This is a genomic window from Pseudomonas sp. C1C7, assembly GCF_013359595.1.
Taxonomy (GTDB): domain Bacteria; phylum Pseudomonadota; class Gammaproteobacteria; order Pseudomonadales; family Pseudomonadaceae; genus Aquipseudomonas.
The window spans coordinates 24,039-45,529 of sequence record NZ_JABFMP010000022.1 but is presented as its reverse complement, the minus strand read 5'-3'; the positions used below and the strand labels follow the sequence as shown (position 1 = coordinate 45,529).

Annotated in this window: 16 protein-coding genes; 11 read left to right on the top strand and 5 right to left on the bottom strand. The window is 60.2% G+C overall.

Going from position 1 to position 21,491, the window contains the following annotated elements; genetic code table 11:
• Positions 1-109: 109 nt before the first annotated feature.
• Positions 110-2,566 (top strand): EAL domain-containing protein, encoded by a 2,457-nt coding sequence (locus HNO86_RS18380; RefSeq protein ID WP_175378356.1) that lies wholly within the window; start codon positions 110-112, stop codon positions 2,564-2,566.
• A 77-nt stretch (positions 2,567-2,643) separates the two neighbouring features.
• On the top strand, positions 2,644-3,405 hold the full coding sequence (locus HNO86_RS18375; RefSeq protein WP_178131261.1) for a TenA family transcriptional regulator: 762 nt from the start codon (positions 2,644-2,646) through the stop codon (positions 3,403-3,405).
• 75 nt (positions 3,406-3,480) lie between these two features.
• On the opposite strand, the gene HNO86_RS18370 is transcribed toward HNO86_RS18375, so the two are convergent.
• From HNO86_RS18370 to HNO86_RS18350, 5 genes are all read right to left on the bottom strand, one after another.
• Positions 3,481-4,407: a GGDEF domain-containing protein gene (locus tag HNO86_RS18370; protein ID WP_175378354.1), complete on the bottom strand. Its 927-nt coding sequence runs from the start codon at positions 4,405-4,407 to the stop codon at positions 3,481-3,483.
• 185 nt (positions 4,408-4,592) lie between these two features.
• Positions 4,593-5,333, bottom strand: coding sequence for a YciK family oxidoreductase (locus HNO86_RS18365; protein ID WP_175378353.1), 741 nt, complete (start codon positions 5,331-5,333; stop codon positions 4,593-4,595).
• A gap of 265 nt (positions 5,334-5,598) precedes the next feature.
• Positions 5,599-6,270, bottom strand: a complete 672-nt coding sequence (gene mupP, locus HNO86_RS18360) for an N-acetylmuramic acid 6-phosphate phosphatase MupP (RefSeq protein ID WP_175378352.1) — start codon at positions 6,268-6,270, stop codon at positions 5,599-5,601.
• Between the two features lie 4 nt (positions 6,271-6,274).
• On the bottom strand, positions 6,275-6,973 hold the full coding sequence (gene ubiG / locus HNO86_RS18355) for a bifunctional 2-polyprenyl-6-hydroxyphenol methylase/3-demethylubiquinol 3-O-methyltransferase UbiG (protein WP_110967058.1): 699 nt from the start codon (positions 6,971-6,973) through the stop codon (positions 6,275-6,277).
• A gap of 58 nt (positions 6,974-7,031) precedes the next feature.
• The gene (locus tag HNO86_RS18350) at positions 7,032-8,366 is read right to left on the bottom strand and encodes a TRZ/ATZ family hydrolase (protein WP_175378351.1); all 1,335 of its coding nucleotides are present in this window, start codon (positions 8,364-8,366) and stop codon (positions 7,032-7,034) included.
• Between the two features lie 109 nt (positions 8,367-8,475).
• Here HNO86_RS18350 and mtnA point away from each other — a divergent pair, with 109 nt between their 5' ends.
• The 9 genes from mtnA (at position 8,476) to HNO86_RS18305 (ending at position 21,473) form a co-directional block, all read left to right on the top strand.
• Positions 8,476-9,552: an S-methyl-5-thioribose-1-phosphate isomerase gene (mtnA, locus tag HNO86_RS18345; protein WP_175378350.1), complete on the top strand. Its 1,077-nt coding sequence runs from the start codon at positions 8,476-8,478 to the stop codon at positions 9,550-9,552.
• Between the two features lie 452 nt (positions 9,553-10,004).
• Positions 10,005-12,659, top strand: a complete 2,655-nt coding sequence (gyrA, locus tag HNO86_RS18340) for a DNA gyrase subunit A (protein WP_175378349.1) — start codon at positions 10,005-10,007, stop codon at positions 12,657-12,659.
• Between the two features lie 228 nt (positions 12,660-12,887).
• On the top strand, positions 12,888-13,973 hold the full coding sequence (serC, locus tag HNO86_RS18335; RefSeq protein WP_175378348.1) for a 3-phosphoserine/phosphohydroxythreonine transaminase: 1,086 nt from the start codon (positions 12,888-12,890) through the stop codon (positions 13,971-13,973).
• Entirely contained in the window at positions 13,973-15,067 is a 1,095-nt protein-coding gene (gene pheA / locus HNO86_RS18330) for a prephenate dehydratase (RefSeq protein WP_175378347.1), read from the top strand. The genes serC and pheA overlap by 1 nt, the downstream gene beginning before the upstream one ends.
• Before the next feature lie 12 nt (positions 15,068-15,079).
• Positions 15,080-16,195 carry a histidinol-phosphate transaminase gene (hisC, locus tag HNO86_RS18325; protein WP_175378346.1) on the top strand — a complete coding sequence of 372 codons (1,116 nt, stop codon included), beginning with the start codon at positions 15,080-15,082 and terminating at the stop codon, positions 16,193-16,195.
• A 28-nt stretch (positions 16,196-16,223) separates the two neighbouring features.
• Complete coding sequence (locus HNO86_RS18320) at positions 16,224-18,431, top strand: bifunctional prephenate dehydrogenase/3-phosphoshikimate 1-carboxyvinyltransferase (protein WP_256672682.1); 2,208 nt, start codon at positions 16,224-16,226, stop codon at positions 18,429-18,431.
• Entirely contained in the window at positions 18,428-19,117 is a 690-nt protein-coding gene (cmk, locus tag HNO86_RS18315; RefSeq protein ID WP_175378344.1) for a (d)CMP kinase, read from the top strand. Before HNO86_RS18320 ends, cmk begins: the two co-directional genes overlap by 4 nt.
• Positions 19,118-19,236: 119 nt before the next feature.
• Complete coding sequence (rpsA, locus tag HNO86_RS18310; protein ID WP_175378343.1) at positions 19,237-20,931, top strand: 30S ribosomal protein S1; 1,695 nt, start codon at positions 19,237-19,239, stop codon at positions 20,929-20,931.
• Between the two features lie 260 nt (positions 20,932-21,191).
• Complete coding sequence (locus HNO86_RS18305; RefSeq protein ID WP_175378342.1) at positions 21,192-21,473, top strand: hypothetical protein; 282 nt, start codon at positions 21,192-21,194, stop codon at positions 21,471-21,473.
• The last annotated feature ends 18 nt before the right edge of the window (positions 21,474-21,491 follow it).

The window sequence follows — 21,491 nt, the reverse complement described above, 5'->3', positions numbered from 1 at the left end:
ACGCCTGAATGTTTTCCATTCATGACTTGCCGGGATTTGTAACGCCCCCTAGTCTAGCTGTAGCGATCACGTTGGATGATGATCTGGCAGTGCTAAGTCAAGGGAACTCATGAATCAAACGCGGACTCTCGCAACGCCTCGGTTGCTGGGCATCGTATGGCCCTTTATCGCCGTCGTGCTGTTCCAGGCCTTGTTGGGCGGCGTCAGCCTTTATGTACTGTCGGCCGTCCGGGGCTATGTAGCCGGTGAAAGCCTTTGGTCCAAGGGCCAGAAAGACGCCATCTATTACCTCAATCTCTACGCCGACAGTGGCGACGAGACCGTTTTCCGCAAGTACCAGCGTGCGATTTCCGTCCCCCAGGGCGGTCACGAGTTGCGTGTAGCGCTGGATCACGAGCCCCCTGATATCGAAGCCGCCCGCGTGGCGATCATCAAGGGTGGCAACCATCCCGACGATGTCTCCAGCCTGATCTGGCTGTACCTCAATTTCCGTCATTTCAGTTACCTCGAAACCGCCATCGAGCGCTGGACCGTGGGCGACTCCTATCTGGTCAAGCTCGATGACGTTGCCCAGGACATGCACCGGCACATCACTGCCAGCCCGGCTTCCCGTGCGGATATTCAGCACTGGAAGGAGCAGGTCCTGGCGATCAACGAAGAAGTGACGCCAGCGGCGAAAGCCTTCAGCGATGCACTGGGCGAGGGCTCGCGGGTCATTCTGCGTCTGCTGCTGGTGACCAACCTTGCCACGGCGCTGATTCTGATTGCGCTGGCCCTGATGCGCACCCACAAGCTGCTCAAGCAACGCCACGCCTTTGCCGACGCGTTGCAATTGGAGAAAGACCGGGCGCAGATCACCCTGCAATCGATCGGTGACGGGGTGATCACCACCGATGTGTCCGGCGCCATTGCCTACATGAACCCGGCCGCCGAAGCCCTGACCCACTGGAAGGCAGAGCAGGCGACCGGTCTGCCGCTGGCGGCGCTGTTCAATCTGCTGGACGAGAACGCCCAGGCCGAAGGTTTCAATCTGATCGAGCGCATTTTGAGCGGTCATCTGAGCGGCGGCAGCGAACACTCCAAACTGATCCAGCGTCTGGATGGCAGCACGGTGTCGGTGACCCTGGTCGGCGCGCCGATCCGCAATGCCGGCAAGGTCAGCGGTACCGTGCTGGTTCTGCACGACATGACCCAGGAACGGCAATACATCGCCAATCTGTCCTGGCAGGCGACCCATGATGCGCTGACCGGCCTGGCCAACCGCCGTGAATTCGAATATCGCCTCGAGCAGGCGCTGCACAACCTGACGCGCCAGTCGGGGCGTCATGCGTTGATGTTCCTCGACCTGGATCAATTCAAACTGGTCAACGATACCTGCGGCCACGCGGCGGGCGACGAGTTGCTGCGTCATATCTGTGCGCTGCTGCAATCGGGTCTGCGCGAGGGCGATACCCTGGCGCGTCTGGGCGGCGATGAGTTCGGCATCCTGCTGGAAAATTGCGGCCCGGATGCGGCGGAAAGAATCGCCGAAGGCTTGCGTCAGACCGTGCAGAACCTGCATTTCGTGTGGAAGGGCCGGCCATTCGTGACCACCGTGAGCGTCGGGCTGGTGCATGTATCACACAATCCGACCACCCTCGAGGCCTCGCTGCGAGCGGCTGACATGGCTTGCTACATGGCCAAGGAAAAAGGCCGTAACCGGGTTCAGGTCTATCACCCGGATGACTCGGAATTGTCCCTGCGCTTCGGCGAAATGGCCTGGGTGCAGCGTCTGCACATGGCGCTGGAAGAGGACCGCTTCTGTCTTTACGCCCAGGAAATCGCACCGCTGGGCACCAGCGACGAAGGCGGGCATATCGAGATCCTCCTGCGTCTGCACGATGAAGCCGGGCGCATGATCCTGCCTGACAGTTTCATTCCCGCCGCCGAACGTTACGGCTTGATGACTTCCCTTGATCGTTGGGTGGTGCAGAACGTTTTCCGCATCATTGCCCAGTGCCGGGCCGAGAAGCGCAAGGGGCCTCTGGCGATGTGTGCGATAAATCTGTCAGGCACGACCATAGGAGATGAGGCGTTTCTGGACTTCCTCAGGGAACAGTTCGTTACGTATTCGATTCCGCCTGAAATGATTTGTTTTGAAATCACCGAAACAAGCGCAATTTCCAATTTAGGTAGCGCAATCAGATTTATTAATGAACTCAAAGGGTTAGGTTGTCATTTTTCACTGGACGACTTTTGCGCCGGTATGTCTTCATTCGCTTATCTGAAACATTTGCCTGTAGACTTCTTGAAGATCGACGGGAGTTTCGTAAAGGATATGCTGGACGACCCGATTAACCGCGCCATGGTCGAGGTGATCAATCACATCGGCCATGTCATGGGTAAACGCACGATTGCCGAGTTTGTCGAGACGCCCCAGATCGAGCAGGCATTGCTGGAGATCGGGGTGGATTACGCTCAGGGCTATGTCATAGAACGCCCGCAATTGTTTACCTGCGACAGTTTGCAAAGTCGTCCTGCCAGGCCTCAGCCTTTGCTGTTCAAGGCGCCTGGCACATTTCGTTGAAGTCTCTTGCCGGTCCAACAATCACAATCAAAAGGAGCTCGACAGTGATCGACACATTCATCCGAACCGGCCCACTCATGGAAGCTGCAAGTTATCCTGCCTGGGCCCAGCGCCTGATCCAGGATTGCAGCGAGAGTAAGCGCCGGGTTGTCGAACACGAACTGTATCAGCGCATGCGTGATAACAAACTCAGCGCAAAAACCATGCGTCAGTACCTCATCGGTGGCTGGCCTGTGGTCGAACAGTTCGCGTTGTACATGGCACAAAACCTCACCAAGACCCGCTTTGCCCGTCACCCGGGCGAAGACATGGCCCGTCGCTGGCTGATGCGCAACATTCGCGTTGAACTCAACCATGCCGACTATTGGGTCAACTGGAGCCGTGCCCACGGCGTCAGTCTGGAAGATCTGCAGGCGCAAAGCGTGGCCCCGGAGCTTCACGCGCTGAGCCACTGGTGCTGGCACACAAGTTCGGCGGATTCGCTGATCGTGGCCATCGCCGCCACCAACTACGCCATCGAAGGCGCGACCGGTGAATGGTCGGCAGTGGTCTGCTCCACCGGCGTGTACGCGGCAGCCTTCCCTGAGGAAGAGCGCAAGCGTGCAATGAAGTGGCTGAAGATGCATGCGCAGTACGATGACGCGCATCCATGGGAAGCGCTGGAGATCATCTGTACGCTGGCGGGCATGAACCCGAGCAAGGCGTTGCAGATGGAACTGCGTCAGGCGGTGTGCAAGAGCTACGACTACATGTACCTGTTCCTGGAACGTTGCATGCAGATCGAACACTCGGAAAAAGCACCGGTAGCCCGTGAGCGGTTGGAGTTGGCGGAAAGCTGAGTGAGCGGTAAGAGGTAAAACTGTGGGAGCGGGCAAGCCCGCTCCCACATTTGTTTTTGCGTTGTTCTTGAAATCTCAGCCCGCCATCGTCAGGCGGTTACGCCCCTCGCGCTTGGCGATATACAGCGCATTGTCGGCCCGTCGCAACAAACTCTCGGCCGATTCCCCCGGCAGCAGGGTCGAACAGCCAATACTGATGGTCAGCGCAATCGAGCGCCCCTCGGCCAGATAATCCTCGGCCTGCACCGCAAACCGCAGTCTCTCGCCCACCATTGCCGCCGCTTCGCGCGGGGTGTTGGACAGCAGGACCAGAAACTCTTCCCCGCCATAACGAAACACCATGTCCACATTGCGCAGCTGGCTTTTGATCGAAGTGGCCACGGCCCTGAGCACCTCATCGCCGACGCTGTGGCCGTGGGTGTCGTTGATCAGTTTGAAGTGATCGATGTCCAGCATCAGCAAGGACAGCGGTTGCAGGTGGCGCCGCGCGACTTCGATTTCCCGCGCCAAGGTCTGGTCCATGGCAATCCGGTTGCCGGTGTCAGTCAGCGGATCGCGCAGCGCTTTCTGGGTCGCGGCGCGGTAGAGCAGGGTGTTGCGCATCGGGTAGAGCAGAGCGGCCAGCAGCGACTCGAGGCTGCCCTGATCCTTCTCGCTGAAGCGCTGCCCGCGGCGAAACACCAGTTCACCCAGGTGTTCGCCTTCATGGCTGAGGCTATAGCTGATCGAATGACGGCCGCGCTGGCCGAATTCCAGGCGCAGATCGCTGCTCTTGTGCTCGTAGGTCAAGGCGTCGAGGGGAACGAGTCGCTGAACTTCACGGAAAAACAGCCCGAGAATGCGTTGAGGCTCAAGACTGGTCTGCAGCTGTATGCTCAGTTGCTGGCGCAATTGCGCAAGACTGACAGGCCTTTCCAGAACCGGTTGCTGCTGACCAAAGCCCAGGCGTTGCAATTTGGCGCTATCGAAGTCAATTGCGTTGGTCTGGGAGGGTGATTTCATATGGCGCGTGCTCTTGAGCGTTCAGGCTGTCTTACAAGCTGGGTGAGAGCGGCCTGGGGCAGCGCGTCATACTGGTCCGTCAGTCCCGTAGGACATTTCTTACAAGTCTAATCCGCTTTGTACAAGTTTTGCCTGCGCAAATGCCGCGACGAGAGGTCGGCGCGGCACAAAAGCGACGTACGGCATTACTGGGCGTTGAAAGCCTGGCCGTTGATGCCCGTACTGTCCGGCCCCATCAGGTACAGGTAGACCGGCATGATCTCCTCGGGTGTCGGGTTGTTCAGCGGGTTTTCTCCCGGATACGCCTGGGCGCGCATGCTGGTGCGCGTGGCGCCCGGGTTGATGCTGTTGGAGCGCACGGGCGCCACGGTGTCGACTTCATCGGCCAGGGTCTGCATCAGGCCTTCGGTGGCGAACTTGGACACGCCATAAGCGCCCCAATAGGCGCGACCCTTGCGGCCGACGCTGCTGGAGGTGAACACCACCGAGGCGTCCTGGGACAGCTTGAGGAGCGGCAGCAGGGTGCTGGTGAGCATGAACATCGAGTTGACGTTCACCTGCATCACCCGCATGAAGTTCTCGCCGGAGAGTTGCTCGATTGGCGTGCGTGGGCCAATGATCGAGGCGTTATGCAGCAAGCCGTCGAGGTGGCCGAATTCGGTCTCGATCATCGCCGCCAGCTCATCGTATTGATGGGGCAGGGCGGTTTCCAGATTGAACGGGATCACGGCAGGTTGCGGGTGACCGGCCGCTTCGATTTCGTCATAGACCTGGGACAGGTTGGCTTCGGTCTTGCCCAGCAGCAGCACGGTCGCGCCGTGGGCGGCATAGGTTTTTGCAGCGGCGGCGCCGATGCCACGACCGGCACCGGTGACCAGAATGATGCGGCCTTGGAGCAAATCGGGGCGGGCGGAGTAATCGAACATAAAGAACCTCGACAAATCATTGTTTGCGCCACAGTGAGTGCTGCGCAGGCAAGTCACTCAATCAAGTCGAAACACGAACCCTGTAGCAGCTGGCGAAGCCTGCGTCCGGCTGCGAAGCAGTCGCAAAACCTGAGTCCGCGGTCTACATGCAATACCGCATTGGCTGACTTCACGACTGCTGCGCAGCCGGACGCAGGCTTCGCCAGCTGCTACAGATCCTGCGGCGTATTCCCGACAAAACATTTTCAGGATGTGAAACCGGATCTCAGCAGCTGCACAGCGCGCTATCGAGCACCTTGCGCAACTCCAGCGGATGATCAACCACCACATCCGCCCCCCAATGCCGCGGATTGTCATCCGGGTGGATGTAGCCGAAGGTCACGGCAGCGGTTTTGGTCCCGGCATCGCGTCCCGATTCGATATCGCGCAAGTCATCGCCCACGAACAATACGCTGGCCGGGTCCATGTCGAGCATCTTGCAGGCGAGGATCAACGGCTCCGGATCCGGCTTGCTGTTCTTCACATGGTCCGGGCAGATCAGCAGTGCCGAACGCTCGGCCAGGCCGAGTTGCTGCATGATCGGTTCGGCGAAGCGCAGTGGCTTGTTGGTGACCACGCCCCAGGTCAGGTTGGCCTTCTCGATGTCCGCCAGCAGTTCACCCATGCCGTCGAACAGTTTGCTGTGAACGGCGCAACCGACCAGGTAGCGCTCGAGAAACTCCTGGCGCAGCTCCTCGAACCCCGGGGATTCCGGATCCATGGCGAAGGTCACGGCGACCATCGCTTTGGCGCCGCCGGAGATTTCGTCGCGGATGTGCTTGTCGTTGATCGGCGGCAAGCCGCGGTCGGCCAGCATCGCCTGACAGATCGCGATGAAGTCCGGCGCGGTGTCGAGCAGGGTGCCGTCCATGTCGAAAAGAACTGCTCTGATTGGCATCGGCTTACTCCTCGCGCAGGGTCTGGATCATGTAGTTGACGTCCACGTCGGCCGCCAGCTTGTAGTGCTTGGTCAACGGGTTGTAGGTCAGGCCGATGATGTCCTTGACGGTCAGGCCGGCCATGCGGCTCCAGGCACCGAGCTCGGAAGGGCGGATGAACTTCTTGAAGTCATGGGTGCCGCGCGGCAGCAGCTTCATGATGTATTCGGCGCCGACGATGGCGAACAGGTACGCCTTCGGGTTGCGGTTGATGGTGGAGAAGAACACCTGGCCACCTGGCTTGACCATGCGGAAGCAGGCGCGGATCACCGAGGATGGATCGGGAACGTGCTCGAGCATTTCCAGGCAGGTGACCACATCGAACTGCTCCGGCATTTCTTCGGCCAGGGCTTCGGCGGTGATCTGCCGGTATTCGACGTTCACTCCAGACTCCAGCTGATGCAACTGCGCGACCGCCAGCGGCGCTTCGCCCATGTCGATGCCCATGACGGTGGCGCCGCGCTGGGCCATGGCTTCACTGAGAATGCCGCCGCCGCAACCGACGTCGAGGACTTTCTTGCCCGCCAGGTTGACGCGCTCGTCAATCCAGTTGACCCGCAGCGGGTTGATGTCGTGCAGCGGTTTGAATTCGCTTTCCCGGTCCCACCAGCGATGGGCCAGGGCTTCGAACTTGGCGATTTCGGAGTAGTCGACGTTGCTCATGGTGTAGTCCTCGAAAAACTTGAAAAATCCTGATGCCCCGGTTTTGAGTCCGGGGGACTTACGATTCGGTGTGGCCGCTGATGCGCTCGCCCCAGCTCCTGGCCGTGGCGCAAAGCTGTTCTTCATCCAGGCGCGTCAGACGACGCTCGTCGAGCAGTTGCTTGCCTGCGACCCAGACGTGTTTCACGCAATCGCGGCCGGTGGCATAAATAAGCTGCGAAACCGGGTCGTAGACCGGTTGCTGGGCCAGCCCGGAGAGATCGAAGGCCACGATATCGGCCGCCTTGCCGACTTCCAGCGAGCCGACCTCGGCTTCGATCCCCAAAGCGCGGGCGCCGTTGAGGGTAGCCATGCGCAAGGCGCGATGGGCATCCAGCGCGCTGGCCGAACCCGCGACGGCCTTGGCCAGCAGGGCGGCGGTGCGGGTTTCTCCGAGCAGGTCCAGGTCGTTGTTGCTGGCGGCACCGTCGGTACCCACGGCCACGTTGACCCCGGCTTGCCACAGACGCTCCACCGGGCAGAAACCGCTGGCCAGCTTCAGGTTCGATTCCGGGCAATGAATGATGCTGGTGTTGCTTTCTACCAGCAGCGCCAGGTCTTCATCGCTGATCTGGGTCATGTGAACCGCCTGGAAGCGCGGCCCCAGCAAGCCCAGGCGCGCCAGGCGGGCCAGCGGGCGTTCGCCGGTCTGTTCCACCGCCTGCTGCACCTCGAAAGCGGTTTCATGTACGTGCATGTGGATCGAAGCGTCCAGCTCTTCGGCGATTACCCGGATTTTTTCCAGGTTTTGGTCGCCCACGGTGTAAGGCGCATGGGGGCCGAAGGTGATTTTGATGCGTTCGTGGTGCTTGAGATCGCCGAACAGTTCGACGCCCTGACGAATGGCGTCATCCGCCGTGCTGGCGCCGGGAATCGGGAAATCGAGGATCGGAATCGCGATTTGCGCGCGAATGCCGCTGTTGTGCACGCGTTCGCTGGCAACCTTCGGGAAGAAATACATGTCAGAAAAACAGGTGATGCCGCCTTTGAGCTGCTCGGCGATCGCCAGATCCGTGCCGTCGCGCACGAAATCTTCGTCTACCCATTTAGCCTCGGCGGGCCAGATGTGGTTTTCCAGCCAGGTCATCAGCGGCAAATCGTCGGCCAGGCCGCGAAACAGAGTCATCGCCGCGTGCCCGTGGGCATTGATCAGGCCGGGGCTGAGCAGCATGCCCGGCAGTTCGCGGGTTTCGGTTGCGTTGAGTTTCGATGCGCCAGAGCGCGGGCCGATGAAGACGATGCGCCCGTCACGGATGCCCAGCGCATGATCCTTGAGGACAACGCCAGCGGGTTCGACGGGTACCAGCCAGGTCGGCAGCAACAGCAGGTCGAGCGCAGCGGCAGTGTTCGGCATCGAGGGGCGGTTCCAGTGCTTTTGTAAAAGGATGGCGAAGTATACCCGAGCGTCTTCGCTGGGGGATCGCTATAATCGGCGGCTTTTGTTCATGAGTGCGGGGTGTGGGATGCGCGATCGACTGTTGGCAGCGGAGAAGGTGAAAGCCATCGATTGGCGAGACGGCGCCCTGTATCTGCTGGATCAGCGTATTTTGCCGTTCGAGGAAACCTGGATCGCCTACACCAGCGCCGCTGGCGTGGCCGAGGCCATTCGCTCGATGGTCGTGCGCGGCGCGCCGGCGATTGGCGTCAGTGCCGCCTATGGCATCGTGCTGGCCGCCCGTGCCCGGATTGCTGAAGGCGGCGACTGGTACGCGGCGCTGGAGGAAGATTTCGCGCTGCTGGCCGATTCCCGTCCCACCGCCGTCAATCTGTTCTGGGCGCTCAATCGCATGCACGATCGCCTCGATCGCCTGAAAGAGAATGCCGACCCCCTGGCAGCGCTGGAAGCTGAAGCCATCGCCATTCATGAAAGTGATCGCGAAGCCAACCTGACCATGGCGCAGTTGGGCGTGGACCTGATCCGCAAGCACCAGGGCAATGCCCAGGCAATCCTCACTCACTGCAATACCGGGGCGCTGGCTACCGGTGGTTTCGGTACGGCGCTGGGGGTCATTCGCGCAGCATTCATCGAAGGCATGGTCGAGCGCGTGTATGCCGGCGAAACCCGTCCGTGGCTGCAAGGCTCGCGGCTGACGGCCTGGGAGCTGGCCAACGAAGGCGTTCCGGTGACCCTCAATGCCGACTCCGCCGCCGCGCATATCATGAGAACCAAGGGCATTACCTGGGTGATCGTGGGGGCGGACCGGATCACCGCCAATGGCGACGTGGCGAACAAGATCGGCACCTATCAGCTGGCGGTCAATGCGATGCACCACGGCGTGCGGTTCATGGTGGTGGCGCCGAGTTCGACCATCGACATGAATCTGGCCAGCGGCGACGACATTCCGCTGGAAGAGCGTGATGGTCGTGAATTGCTGGAGGTCGGCGGTCAGCGGTTGGGCGCGGATGTCGATGCATTCAACCCGGTGTTCGACGTGACGCCGGCGGATCTGATTGATGCCATCGTCACGGAAAAGGGCATCGTCGAGCGCCCGGATACCGCGAAAATGGCGCAGTTGATGTGCCGCAAGCGTCTGCATTGATGGATTAGGTGAGTCCGTCAAAGTGAGCGCGGTCCATGTAGCAGCCGGACGCAGGCGTCGCCAGCCGCTACAGGTCCTGTGGCGGCTTGACTGACTGGAGTTGACGCCCGCCCACGAAGAACGATGACTCAACTTCCCTCTGTATTTTCACAAAATTCACTTGCAAATCCCGGGCTGCAACAGCTCTAAGCCCCTCAGACCCCCCTCAAGCCTGTCATCGGTCAACTAACTATGCTCCATGCGCATCTGGGGGATAGGTGCGTGGCGGCTCTTGTGATAACATCCGGCGGTTTCCAGGGTTGCCCGGCGTGGCGACCTTCACTACGCAGATCCAAGGCATAACTCGTTGATTTGTCGTAAGTCGGTGCATGGCATTCAGCCTGCAACGGCGAGCTTCGTTCTTCCCATATGGATGTGACGGAGTTTCACCAGAAAAAGGAATCAGGCTTCTCATGGGCGAACTGGCCAAAGAAATCCTCCCGGTCAATATCGAAGACGAGCTGAAGCAGTCCTACCTCGACTACGCGATGAGCGTAATTGTCGGCCGGGCACTGCCGGATGCGCGCGATGGCTTGAAGCCCGTGCACCGGCGCGTGCTGTTCGCGATGAGCGAGCTGGGTAACGACTTCAACAAGCCGTACAAGAAATCTGCCCGTGTTGTCGGTGACGTGATCGGTAAGTACCACCCGCACGGTGATACCGCGGTGTACGACACCATCGTTCGTATGGCGCAGCCGTTCTCGCTGCGCTACCTGCTGGTAGACGGTCAGGGCAACTTCGGTTCGGTGGACGGCGACAACGCCGCGGCCATGCGATACACCGAAGTGCGCATGACCAAGCTGGCGCACGAGCTGCTGGCTGACCTGCACAAGGAAACCGTGGACTGGGTGCCGAACTACGACGGCACCGAATTGATCCCCGCGGTCATGCCGACCCGTATTCCCAACCTGTTGGTCAACGGCTCCAGCGGTATCGCCGTGGGCATGGCGACCAACATCCCGCCGCACAACCTCGGTGAAGTCATCGACGGTTGCCTGGCGCTCATCGACAACCCCGAGCTGACTGTCGATGAACTGATGCAACATATCCCCGGTCCGGACTTCCCGACTGCGGCGATCATCAACGGCCGCGCCGGCATCATCGAAGCCTACCGCACTGGTCGCGGCCGCATTTACATGCGCGCCCGCTCGATCATCGAGGACATCGACAAGGTCGGTGGCCGTCAGCAGATCGTCATCACCGAACTCCCTTACCAGCTGAACAAGGCGCGTCTGATCGAGAAGATCGCCGAGCTGGTAAAAGAGAAGAAACTCGAAGGCATCACCGAACTGCGCGACGAGTCCGACAAGGACGGTATGCGCGTGGTGATCGAACTGCGTCGCGGCGAAGTGCCTGAGGTCATCCTCAACAACCTCTACGCCCAGACCCAGCTGCAGAGCGTGTTCGGCATCAACATCGTTGCGCTGATCGACGGCCGTCCGCGGATCCTCAACCTCAAGGACCTGCTGGAAGCCTTCGTGCGTCACCGCCGCGAAGTCGTCACCCGCCGTACCGTGTTCGAACTGCGCAAGGCGCGCGAGCGTGGCCACATCCTGGAAGGCCAGGCGGTTGCCCTGTCGAACATCGACCCTGTGATCGCCCTGATCAAGGCCTCGCCAACCCCGTCGGAAGCCAAGGAAGCGCTGGTCAGCACGCCTTGGGAATCGACTGCGGTGGTGGCGATGGTGGAGCGTGCCGGTGCCGATTCGTGCCGTCCGGAAAACCTCGATCCGCAATACGGTCTGCGCGACGGCAAGTACTTCCTGTCGCCAGAGCAGGCGCAAGCCATTCTGGAACTGCGTCTGCACCGCCTGACCGGTCTGGAGCACGAGAAGCTGCTGGCCGAGTACCAGGAAATCCTCAACCAGATCGGCGAGCTGATCCGCATCCTCAACAGCGCCACGCGCCTGATGGAAGTGATCCGCGAAGAACTGGAAGTGATCCGCGCCGAGTACGGCGATGTGCGTCGCACCGAGATCCTCGATGCGCGCCTCGACCTGACCCTGGGCGACATGATTCCGGAAGAAGAGCGTGTCGTGACCATTTCCCACGGCGGCTATGCCAAGACCCAGCCACTGGCTGCGTACCAGGCTCAGCGTCGTGGCGGTAAAGGCAAGTCGGCCACCGGCGTCAAGGATGAGGACTACATCGCTCACCTGCTGGTCGCCAACAGCCACACCACGCTGTTGCTGTTCTCCAGCAAGGGCAAGGTTTACTGGCTCAAGACCTACGAAATCCCTGAAGCGTCCCGTGCCGCCCGAGGCCGTCCGCTGGTCAACCTGCTGCCGCTGGATGACGGTGAGTACATCACCACCATGTTGCCGGTCGAGGAATACACCGAAGGTCACTACATCTTCATGGCGACCGCCAACGGCACCGTGAAGAAGACTCCGCTGGAATCCTTCAGCCGTCAGCGCAGCGTCGGTCTGATCGCGCTGGAGCTGGACGAAGGCGACGTGCTGATTTCCGCGGCCATCACCGATGGCGAGCGTGAAGTCATGCTGTTCTCCGACGGCGGCAAGGTGACTCGCTTCAAGGAATCCGACGTTCGCGCCATGGGCCGTACCGCCCGCGGTGTTCGCGGCATGCGCCTGCCGGAAGGCCAGAAACTGATTTCCATGCTGATCCCGGAAGAAGGCAGCCAGATCCTCACCGCTTCCGAGCGCGGTTATGGCAAGCGTACGGCGATCACCGAGTTCCCTGAGTACAAGCGTGGCGGCCAGGGCGTTATCGCCATGGTCAGCAACGAGCGTAACGGCCGTCTGGTCGGCGCGGTCCAGGTGCTCGACGGCGAGGAAATCATGCTGATTTCCGACCAGGGCACTCTGGTACGTACCCGGGTCGACGAAGTTTCCAGCCTGGGTCGTAACACCCAGGGCGTGACCCTGATCAAACTGGCCAAGGACGAAACCCTGGTCGGCCTCGAGCGGGTACAGGAACCTTCGGAAGTCGAGGGCGAAGAGTTTGAAGGTGAAGAGGGCGAGGTATTCGAGGGTGACGTCGTGATCGACGACGCCGTGGAAGACCAGCAACTCGACGCCGCTGCTGACGAAGAACCACAGGAATAAGCGTACATGCAGGGGGCGGATGAGAATTCGCCCCCTTGTTGTTTATCCCTTATGAAAAAATCGACACCACCACGATTCCCTGTGGGAGCGGGCTTGCTCGCGAAGACGGACTGACATTCTCCAGCGATGTCGCCTGATACACCGCTTTCGCGAGCAAGCCCGCTCTCACCTTGAATCGGCGTCGACTGAAATGTTTGCACGACCTACCAAATCAGAGCGAGATTGGATGTGAGCAAGAGAGCCTATAACTTCTGCGCGGGTCCCGCGGCACTTCCCGAAGCTGTCCTGCAGCGCGCCCAGAGTGAACTCCTTGACTGGCACGGCAAGGGCCTGTCGGTGATGGAAATGAGCCATCGCAGCGATGAGTTCGTGTCCATCGCCACCAAGGCCGAGCAGGACCTGCGTGATCTGCTGAATATCCCGTCGAACTACAAAGTGCTGTTCCTGCAAGGCGGCGCCAGCCAGCAGTTCGCCCAGATTCCGCTGAACCTGCTGCCGGAAAACGGCACGGCCGACTATATCGACACCGGTATCTGGTCGCAGAAAGCCATCGAAGAAGCTTCGCGCTACGGCCACGTCAATGTCGCCGCGACCGCCAAGCCTTACGACTATTTCGCCATTCCCGGCCAGAACGAGTGGAAGCTGTCCAAGGACGCGGCCTACGTTCACTACGCGCCGAACGAAACCATCGGCGGCCTGGAATTCCAGTGGGTCCCGGAAACCGGCGACGTGCCGCTGGTGGCCGACATGTCTTCCGACATCCTCTCCCGTCCGATCGATGTCTCGCGTTTCGGCATGATCTACGCCGGTGCGCAGAAAAACATCGGCCCGAGCGGCATCGTCGTGAACATCGTTCGCGAAGACCTGCTGGGCAAGGCACGTACCCTGTGCCCGACCATGCTCAACTACAAGGTCGCGGCCGACAACGGCTCGATGTACAACACTCCGCCAACCTTGGCCTGGTACCTGTCCGGCCTGGTGTTCGAGTGGCTGAAAGAGCAGGGCGGTGTCGAAGCCATTGCCAAGCTGAACGACGTGAAACAACGCACGCTGTACGAGTTCATCGACGCCAGCGGCCTGTACAGCAACCCGATCAACAAATCGGACCGCTCGTGGATGAACGTGCCGTTCCGCCTGGCGGACGACCGTCTGGACAAGCCGTTCCTGGCCGGCGCCGACGAGCGTGGCCTGCTGAACCTCAAAGGCCACCGTTCCGTGGGCGGCATGCGCGCCTCCATCTATAACGCCGTCGACATCAACGCAATCAACGCGCTGGTGGCGTACATGGCAGAGTTCGAGAAGGAACACGGCTAATGTCTGAGCAAGAACTCAAGGCGCTGCGCGTTCGCATTGATGCTCTGGACACCAAGATTCTGGAGTTGATCAGTGAGCGTGCGCGCTGTGCCCAGGAAGTCGCACGAGTAAAGATGGCGTCGCTGACTGAAGGCGAAGCGCCGGTGTTCTATCGCCCGGAGCGCGAAGCTCAGGTACTCAAGCGCGTGATGGAGCGTAATCAGGGCCCGCTGGGCAACGAAGAGATGGCGCGGCTGTTCCGCGAAATCATGTCCTCGTGCCTGGCCCTCGAGCAGCCGCTGAAAGTGGCTTATCTCGGCCCTGAAGGCACCTTCACCCAGGCGGCGGCCATGAAGCACTTCGGCCATGCGGTGATCAGCAAGCCGATGGCGGCGATCGACGAAGTGTTCCGTGAAGTGGCAGCCGGTGCGGTGAATTTCGGCGTGGTCCCGGTGGAGAACTCCACCGAAGGCGCGGTCAACCACACCCTCGACAGCTTCCTGGAGCACGACATGGTGATCTGCGGCGAAGTCGAGCTGCGTATTCACCATCATTTGCTGGTTGGCGAAAACACCAAGACCGACAGCATCAGCCGCATCTACTCCCACGCCCAGTCCCTGGCTCAGTGCCGCAAGTGGCTGGACGCCCATTACCCGAATGTCGAGCGCGTGGCGGTGTCGAGCAACGCCGAAGCGGCCAAGCGGGTCAAGGGTGAGTGGAACTCGGCGGCGATCGCCGGTGACATGGCGGCTGGCCTGTACGGCCTGACCCGGCTGGCCGAGAAAATCGAGGACCGTCCGGACAACTCCACGCGGTTCCTGATGATCGGCAACCAGGAAGTGCCGCCGACCGGCGACGACAAGACCTCGATCATCGTTTCGATGAGCAACAAGCCAGGTGCGCTCCACGAGCTGCTGGTGCCGTTCCACGACAACGGCATCGACCTGACGCGTATCGAGACTCGTCCGTCGCGCAGCGGTAAATGGACCTACGTGTTCTTCATCGATTTTGTCGGCCACCACCGCGATCCGCTGGTAAAAGGTGTGCTGGAAAAAATCAGTCAGGAAGCAGTGGCACTCAAAGTGCTGGGTTCCTACCCGAAAGCAGTTCTCTAAGGGGCGGTAGCAATGAGTGGCAATTTCCTCGCTCTGGCACAGCCGGGCGTGCAACAACTTTCGCCTTACGTTCCAGGCAAACCCGTGGACGAACTGGCTCGCGAGCTGGATCTCGATCCGGCCAGCATCATCAAACTGGCGAGTAACGAAAACCCGTTGGGCGCCAGTCCCAAAGTGCTGGCAGCCATCCGTGAGGCGCTGGATGAGCTGACCCGTTATCCCGACGGCAATGGTTTCGCACTCAAGTCCCTGCTGGCCGAACAGTGCCGCGTCGAAATCGATCAGGTGACTTTGGGCAACGGCTCCAACGACATCCTCGAGCTGGTCGCGCGCGCCTATCTGGCCCCAGGCCTGAATACCGTGTTCAGCGAGCACGCGTTCGCGGTCTATCCGATTGCGACCCAGGCGGTCGGCGCCCAGGCCAAGGTCGTTCCGGCCAAGGATTGGGGGCATGACTTGCCGGCCATGCTGGCAGCCATCGACGCCAACACCCGTGTGGTCTTCATCGCCAACCCGAACAACCCGACCGGGACCTGGTTCGACGCCGAGGCCCTGGACGAATTCCTGCAAGACGTCCCGGAACACGTGCTGGTGGTGCTGGACGAGGCCTACATCGAGTACGCCGAGGGCAGTGACGACATGCCGGATGGCCTGGATTTCCTCGCGGCCTATCCGAACCTGCTGGTCTCGCGCACTTTCTCCAAGGCCTACGGCCTGGCGTCATTGCGGGTCGGTTACGGCCTGTCCACCCCGGTGGTCGCCGACGTCCTGAACCGTGTACGTCAACCTTTCAACGTCAACAGCCTTGCATTGGCTGCTGCTTGCGCGGCAGTGAAGGACGACGAGTATCTGGCTGAAAGCCGCCGCTTGAACGAAGCCGGCATGCAGCAGCTGGAAGCGGGTTTCCGTGAGCTGGGTCTGAGCTGGATTCCGTCCCGCGGCAACTTCATCTGTGTCGATATCGGCCGTGAAGCCGCTCCGATCTTCCAGGGTCTGCTGCGCGAAGGTGTGATCGTGCGTCCGGTGGCCAACTACGGCATGCCGAACCACTTGCGCATCACCATCGGCTTGCCGGCGGAAAACAGCCGCTTCCTCGAGGCGCTGACCAAGGTTCTGGCCCGTGGTTGATGTCACTGCGCTGCAATCTGTTGAGCCCATGATCGGTCGCCTGGTGGTGGTCGGTCTGGGGTTGATTGGCGGTTCGTTTGCCAAGGGCTTGCGTGAAAGCGGCCTGTGCCGCGAAGTGGTGGGAGTCGATCTCGATCCCCAGTCGCGCAAGCTGGCGGTCGAGTTGGGTGTGGTGGATCGCTGCGAAGACGATCTGGTTGCCGCTTGTCAGGGCGCCGACGTCATTCAGTTGGCCGTGCCGATCCTCGCCATGGAAAAAGTGCTCGCTCGATTGGCGGGCATGGATCTGGGCGGGGCGATTCTGACCGACGTCGGCAGTGCCAAGGGCAATGTCGTGCGCGCCGCCACCGAAGCGTTTGGCGGCATGCCGTCGCGTTTCGTGCCGGGTCACCCGATTGCCGGCTCCGAGCAGAGCGGGGTGGAAGCCTCCAATGCCGAGCTGTTCCGTCGTCACAAGGTGATTCTGACGCCGCTGGAGCTGACCGATCCGGCAGCGCTGGCGGTCGTCGATCGCCTGTGGCGCGAATTGGGCGCCGATGTCGAGCACATGCAGGTCGAGCGCCATGACGAAGTGCTGGCGGCGACCAGTCACCTGCCGCACCTGCTGGCGTTCGGTTTGGTCGACTCGTTGGCCAAGCGCAATGAAAACCTTGAGATCTTTCGTTACGCTGCGGGCGGTTTCCGCGATTTCACGAGAATCGCCGGAAGCGACCCGGTCATGTGGCACGACATCTTCCTCGCCAACCGCGAAGCTGTCCTGCGCACACTCGATACATTTCGCAGCGACCTCGACGCCTTGCGCGACGCGGTCGATGCAGGGGATGGGCACCAGTTGTTGGGCGTTTTCACTCGCGCCCGGGTTGCCCGCGAGCATTTCAGTAAAATCCTGGCCCGCAGGGCCTATGTGGACGCTATGAATTCCAACGATCTGATTTTCCTGGCTCAACCTGGTGGCCGCCTGTCCGGTCGGATTCGCGTACCAGGCGACAAATCGATTTCCCACCGTTCGATCATGCTCGGTTCCCTCGCTGAAGGCGTCACCGAAGTCGAAGGTTTCCTCGAGGGTGAAGATGCCCTGGCCACCCTGCAGGCTTTCCGCGACATGGGTGTCGTGATCGAAGGCCCGCACCACGGTCGCGTGACCATTCACGGCGTCGGCCTGCATGGCCTGAAGCCGGCACCGGGTCCGATCTATCTGGGCAACTCGGGCACTTCGATGCGCCTGCTGTCCGGCCTGCTGGCCGCGCAGAATTTCGACAGCACCCTGACCGGCGACGCTTCGCTGTCCAAGCGCCCGATGAATCGCGTGGCCAATCCGCTGCGTGAAATGGGTGCCGTGATCGAAACCGCTGCTGACGGTCGTCCGCCGATGACCATTCGTGGTGGCAACAAGCTCAAAGGCTTGACCTACACCATGCCGATGGCCAGTGCCCAGGTGAAGTCCTGCCTGCTGCTGGCAGGTCTGTATGCCGAAGGCAAGACCACCGTGACCGAGCCTGCGCCGACCCGTGACCATACCGAGCGCATGCTGCGTGGTTTCGGTTACCCGGTGAGCGTCAATGGCGCGACCGCATCGGTCGAATCCGGCAACAAACTGACCGCTACCCACATTGAAGTGCCGGGCGATATCTCGTCGTCGGCGTTCTTCCTGGTGGCGGCATCGATCGCCGAAGGTTCGGAACTGGTGCTGGAACACGTCGGCATCAACCCGACCCGTACCGGCGTCATCGACATCCTGCGTCTGATGGGCGCTGACATCACTCTGGAGAACCAGCGTGAAGTGGGCGGCGAGCCAGTGGCGGATCTGCGTGTACGCGCAGCTAAACTCAAAGGTATCGAGATTCCCGAAGAGCTGGTTCCGCTGGCGATCGACGAATTCCCGGTGCTGTTCGTCGCTGCTGCCTGCGCTGAGGGGCGTACCATTCTGCGTGGCGCCGAAGAACTGCGCGTCAAGGAATCGGACCGTATCCAGGTGATGGCCGACGGCCTGCTGGCGTTGGGTGTCAAGTGCGAGCCGACTCCGGACGGGATCATCATCGACGGCGGCCAGATCGGTGGTGGCGAAGTGCACGGTCACGGCGATCACCGGATCTCCATGGCGTTCAGCGTTGCCTCGCTGCGTGCTTCGGCGCCGATCCGCATCCATGACTGCGCCAACGTCGCGACCTCGTTCCCCAACTTCCTCGCGCTGTGCGCGCAGGTTGGCATCCGCGTTGCTCAAGAGGCCCAGTCGTGAAAAACATTGCACCGGTCATCACCATCGATGGGCCAAGCGGCTCTGGCAAGGGCACGGTAGCCGGGATCCTGGCCAAGCGCCTGGGCTGGAATCTGCTGGATTCCGGTGCGCTTTACCGCTTGCTGGCGTTCGCCGCGCACAACCATGGCGTCGATCTGACCAACGAAGAGCTGCTGAAAAAACTTGCCGCTCATCTGGATGTGCAATTCATCGCGGCGACCGAAGGTCAGTTGCAGCGCATCATTCTGGAAGGTGACGAAGTCAGCGATGTGATCCGTACCGAAAGCATCGGTGCCGGTGCCTCCCAGGTGGCTGCATTGCCCGCCGTACGCGAGGCGCTGCTGCAGCGCCAGCGTGCTTTCCAGGAAGCGCCGGGGCTGGTGGCCGACGGTCGTGACATGGGAACGGTGGTTTTTCCGGACGCGCCACTGAAGATTTTCCTCACCGCCAGTGCCGAGGAGCGGGCGCGCCGCCGATATTTGCAGTTGAAGGGCAAAGTCGAGGGTGTTAGTCTGTCGAGTCTGCTAGATGAGATACGTGCACGCGACGAGCGTGACACCCAGCGAGCGGTAGCCCCGCTCAAGCCGGCGGCTGACGCCATACAGCTGGATTCCACGGAATTATCCATCGATCAGGTGCTGGAACGCATCATGAGCGAGATCGCCATTCGCGATATCGCCGGGTGACCAAGAAGGCCGCAGGGGACCAGTCATAGTCCTGCAGCGCTTCTTTTAAATGAAACCAACCCACATCGTCTGGGATGTGGAGATGGGCGTATTTCTCGCCCTCATCAACAGGAATTAAAATGAGCGAAAGCTTTGCGGAACTCTTTGAAGAAAGCCTGAAAACCCTGAACCTTCAGGCAGGCTCCATCATCACCGGTGTCATCGTCGATATCGATTACCAGGCTCGCTGGGTAACCGTTCACGCTGGCCTGAAGTCTGAAGCACTCATCCCGCTTGAGCAGTTCTACACCGACGCTGGTGAGCTGAACATCAACGTTGGCGATGAAGTTCACGTTGCTCTGGACTCGGTTGAAGATGGCTTCGGTGAGACCAAGCTGTCCCGTGAAAAAGCCAAGCGTGCTGAATGCTGGATCGTTCTGGAAGCAGCCTTCGCAGCCGAAGAAGTGGTCAAGGGCGTTATCAACGGTAAGGTTAAAGGCGGCTTCACTGTCGACGTTAACGGCATCCGTGCGTTCCTGCCAGGTTCTCTGGTTGACGTCCGTCCAGTGCGCGACACCACGCACCTGGAAGGCAAAGAGCTGGAATTCAAGGTCATCAAACTGGACCAGAAGCGCAACAACGTTGTCGTTTCCCGTCGCAGCGTCCTGGAAGCCGAGAACTCCGCCGAGCGTGAAGCTCTGCTGGAATCCCTGCAGGAAGGCCAGCAAGTCAAAGGTATCGTCAAGAACCTCACCGACTACGGCGCATTCGTCGATCTGGGTGGCGTCGATGGCCTGCTGCACATCACCGACATGGCCTGGAAGCGCATCAAGCATCCTTCCGAAATCGTCAACGTTGGCGACGAGATCGATGTCAAGGTTCTGAAGTACGATCGCGAGCGCAATCGTGTTTCCCTGGGTCTGAAGCAACTGGGTGAAGATCCATGGGTTGCTATCAAAGCCCGTTACCCAGAAAGCACTCGCGTCACCGCTCGTGTAACCAACCTGACCGACTACGGCTGCTTCGCTGAGCTGGAAGAAGGCGTTGAAGGTCTGGTACACGTTTCCGAAATGGACTGGACCAACAAGAACATCCACCCTTCGAAAGTCGTACAAGTCGGCGACGAAGTGGAAGTCATGGTTCTGGACATCGACGAAGAGCGTCGTCGTATCTCCCTGGGCATCAAGCAGTGCAAGTCGAACCCATGGGAAGACTTCTCTGGCCAGTTCAACAAGGGCGACAAGATCTCCGGCACCATCAAGTCGATCACCGATTTCGGTATCTTCATTGGTCTGGACGGCGGCATCGACGGTCTGGTTCACCTGTCCGACATCTCCTGGAACGAAGTGGGCGAAGAAGCCGTACGTCGCTTCAAGAAGGGCGACGAGCTGGACACCGTCATCCTGTCGGTTGACCCAGAGCGCGAGCGCATCTCCCTGGGCATCAAGCAACTGGAAAGCGATCCGTTCTCCGAGTACGTTCAAGAGAACGACAAAGGCGCCATCGTTAAAGGCACTGTGAAAGAAGTTGACGCCAAAGGCGCCATCATCACTCTGGCCGACGATATCGAAGCAACTCTGAAAGCCTCCGAAATCAGCCGTGACCGCGTTGAAGACGCTCGTAACGTTCTGAAAGAAGGCGAAGAAGTAGAAGCCAAGATCATCAGCGTTGACCGCAAGAGCCGCGTAATCCAGCTGTCGATCAAGTCGAAAGACGTTGAAGACGAAAAAGAAGCCATCCAGAGCCTGCGCGACAAGCCAGTAGCTTCGGATGCTCCAGTAGCCACCACCCTGGGTGACCTGCTGCGTGCTGCACAAGCGGAAAAGCAGAACTAAGTTCTGACTTTCTGTAAAAAAAGGGCGACTTCGGTCGCCCTTTTTCATGCCCAAAATTCCGTCCCACCCCAACCCCTGTAGGAGCTGCCGAAGGCTGCGATCTTTTGCCTTTGCTATGCGTTTGCTTTAGTAGCCCCTCACATCCGAAACGATCCCCCTTCGCAGTTGTCTTTTCTTAAGCAGGATCAATCGCTTATTTCCAGCTAAGCTAATCCTCAAGCGAGCGACGCTCGGCCAGCGCAGCCGGCATAAGGAAGTGAATGAACAAACTCATCGTCGCACTAGCAGTCGTGGTGGCTCTGGCAGGCTGTACCACGAACGCCAAGACCCATGCGGTACGTGGTGTGAGCGGTATCGAAGTCGATTGTTCAGGGTTGGGTTCCAGCTGGGAGAAATGCAAAAAGCGGGCGGCGAAGGAGTGCAGAGGGGCAGGCTACAAAACGATCGTCAGATCCGACGACGCCAAGGAAGAAGACTATTTCCCCTTCGGCTTCAACCCGGCCGGCTACTTCACCCGCACCATGCTGGTCATTTGCCGATAGGAGTGCAGGCGGCTTACA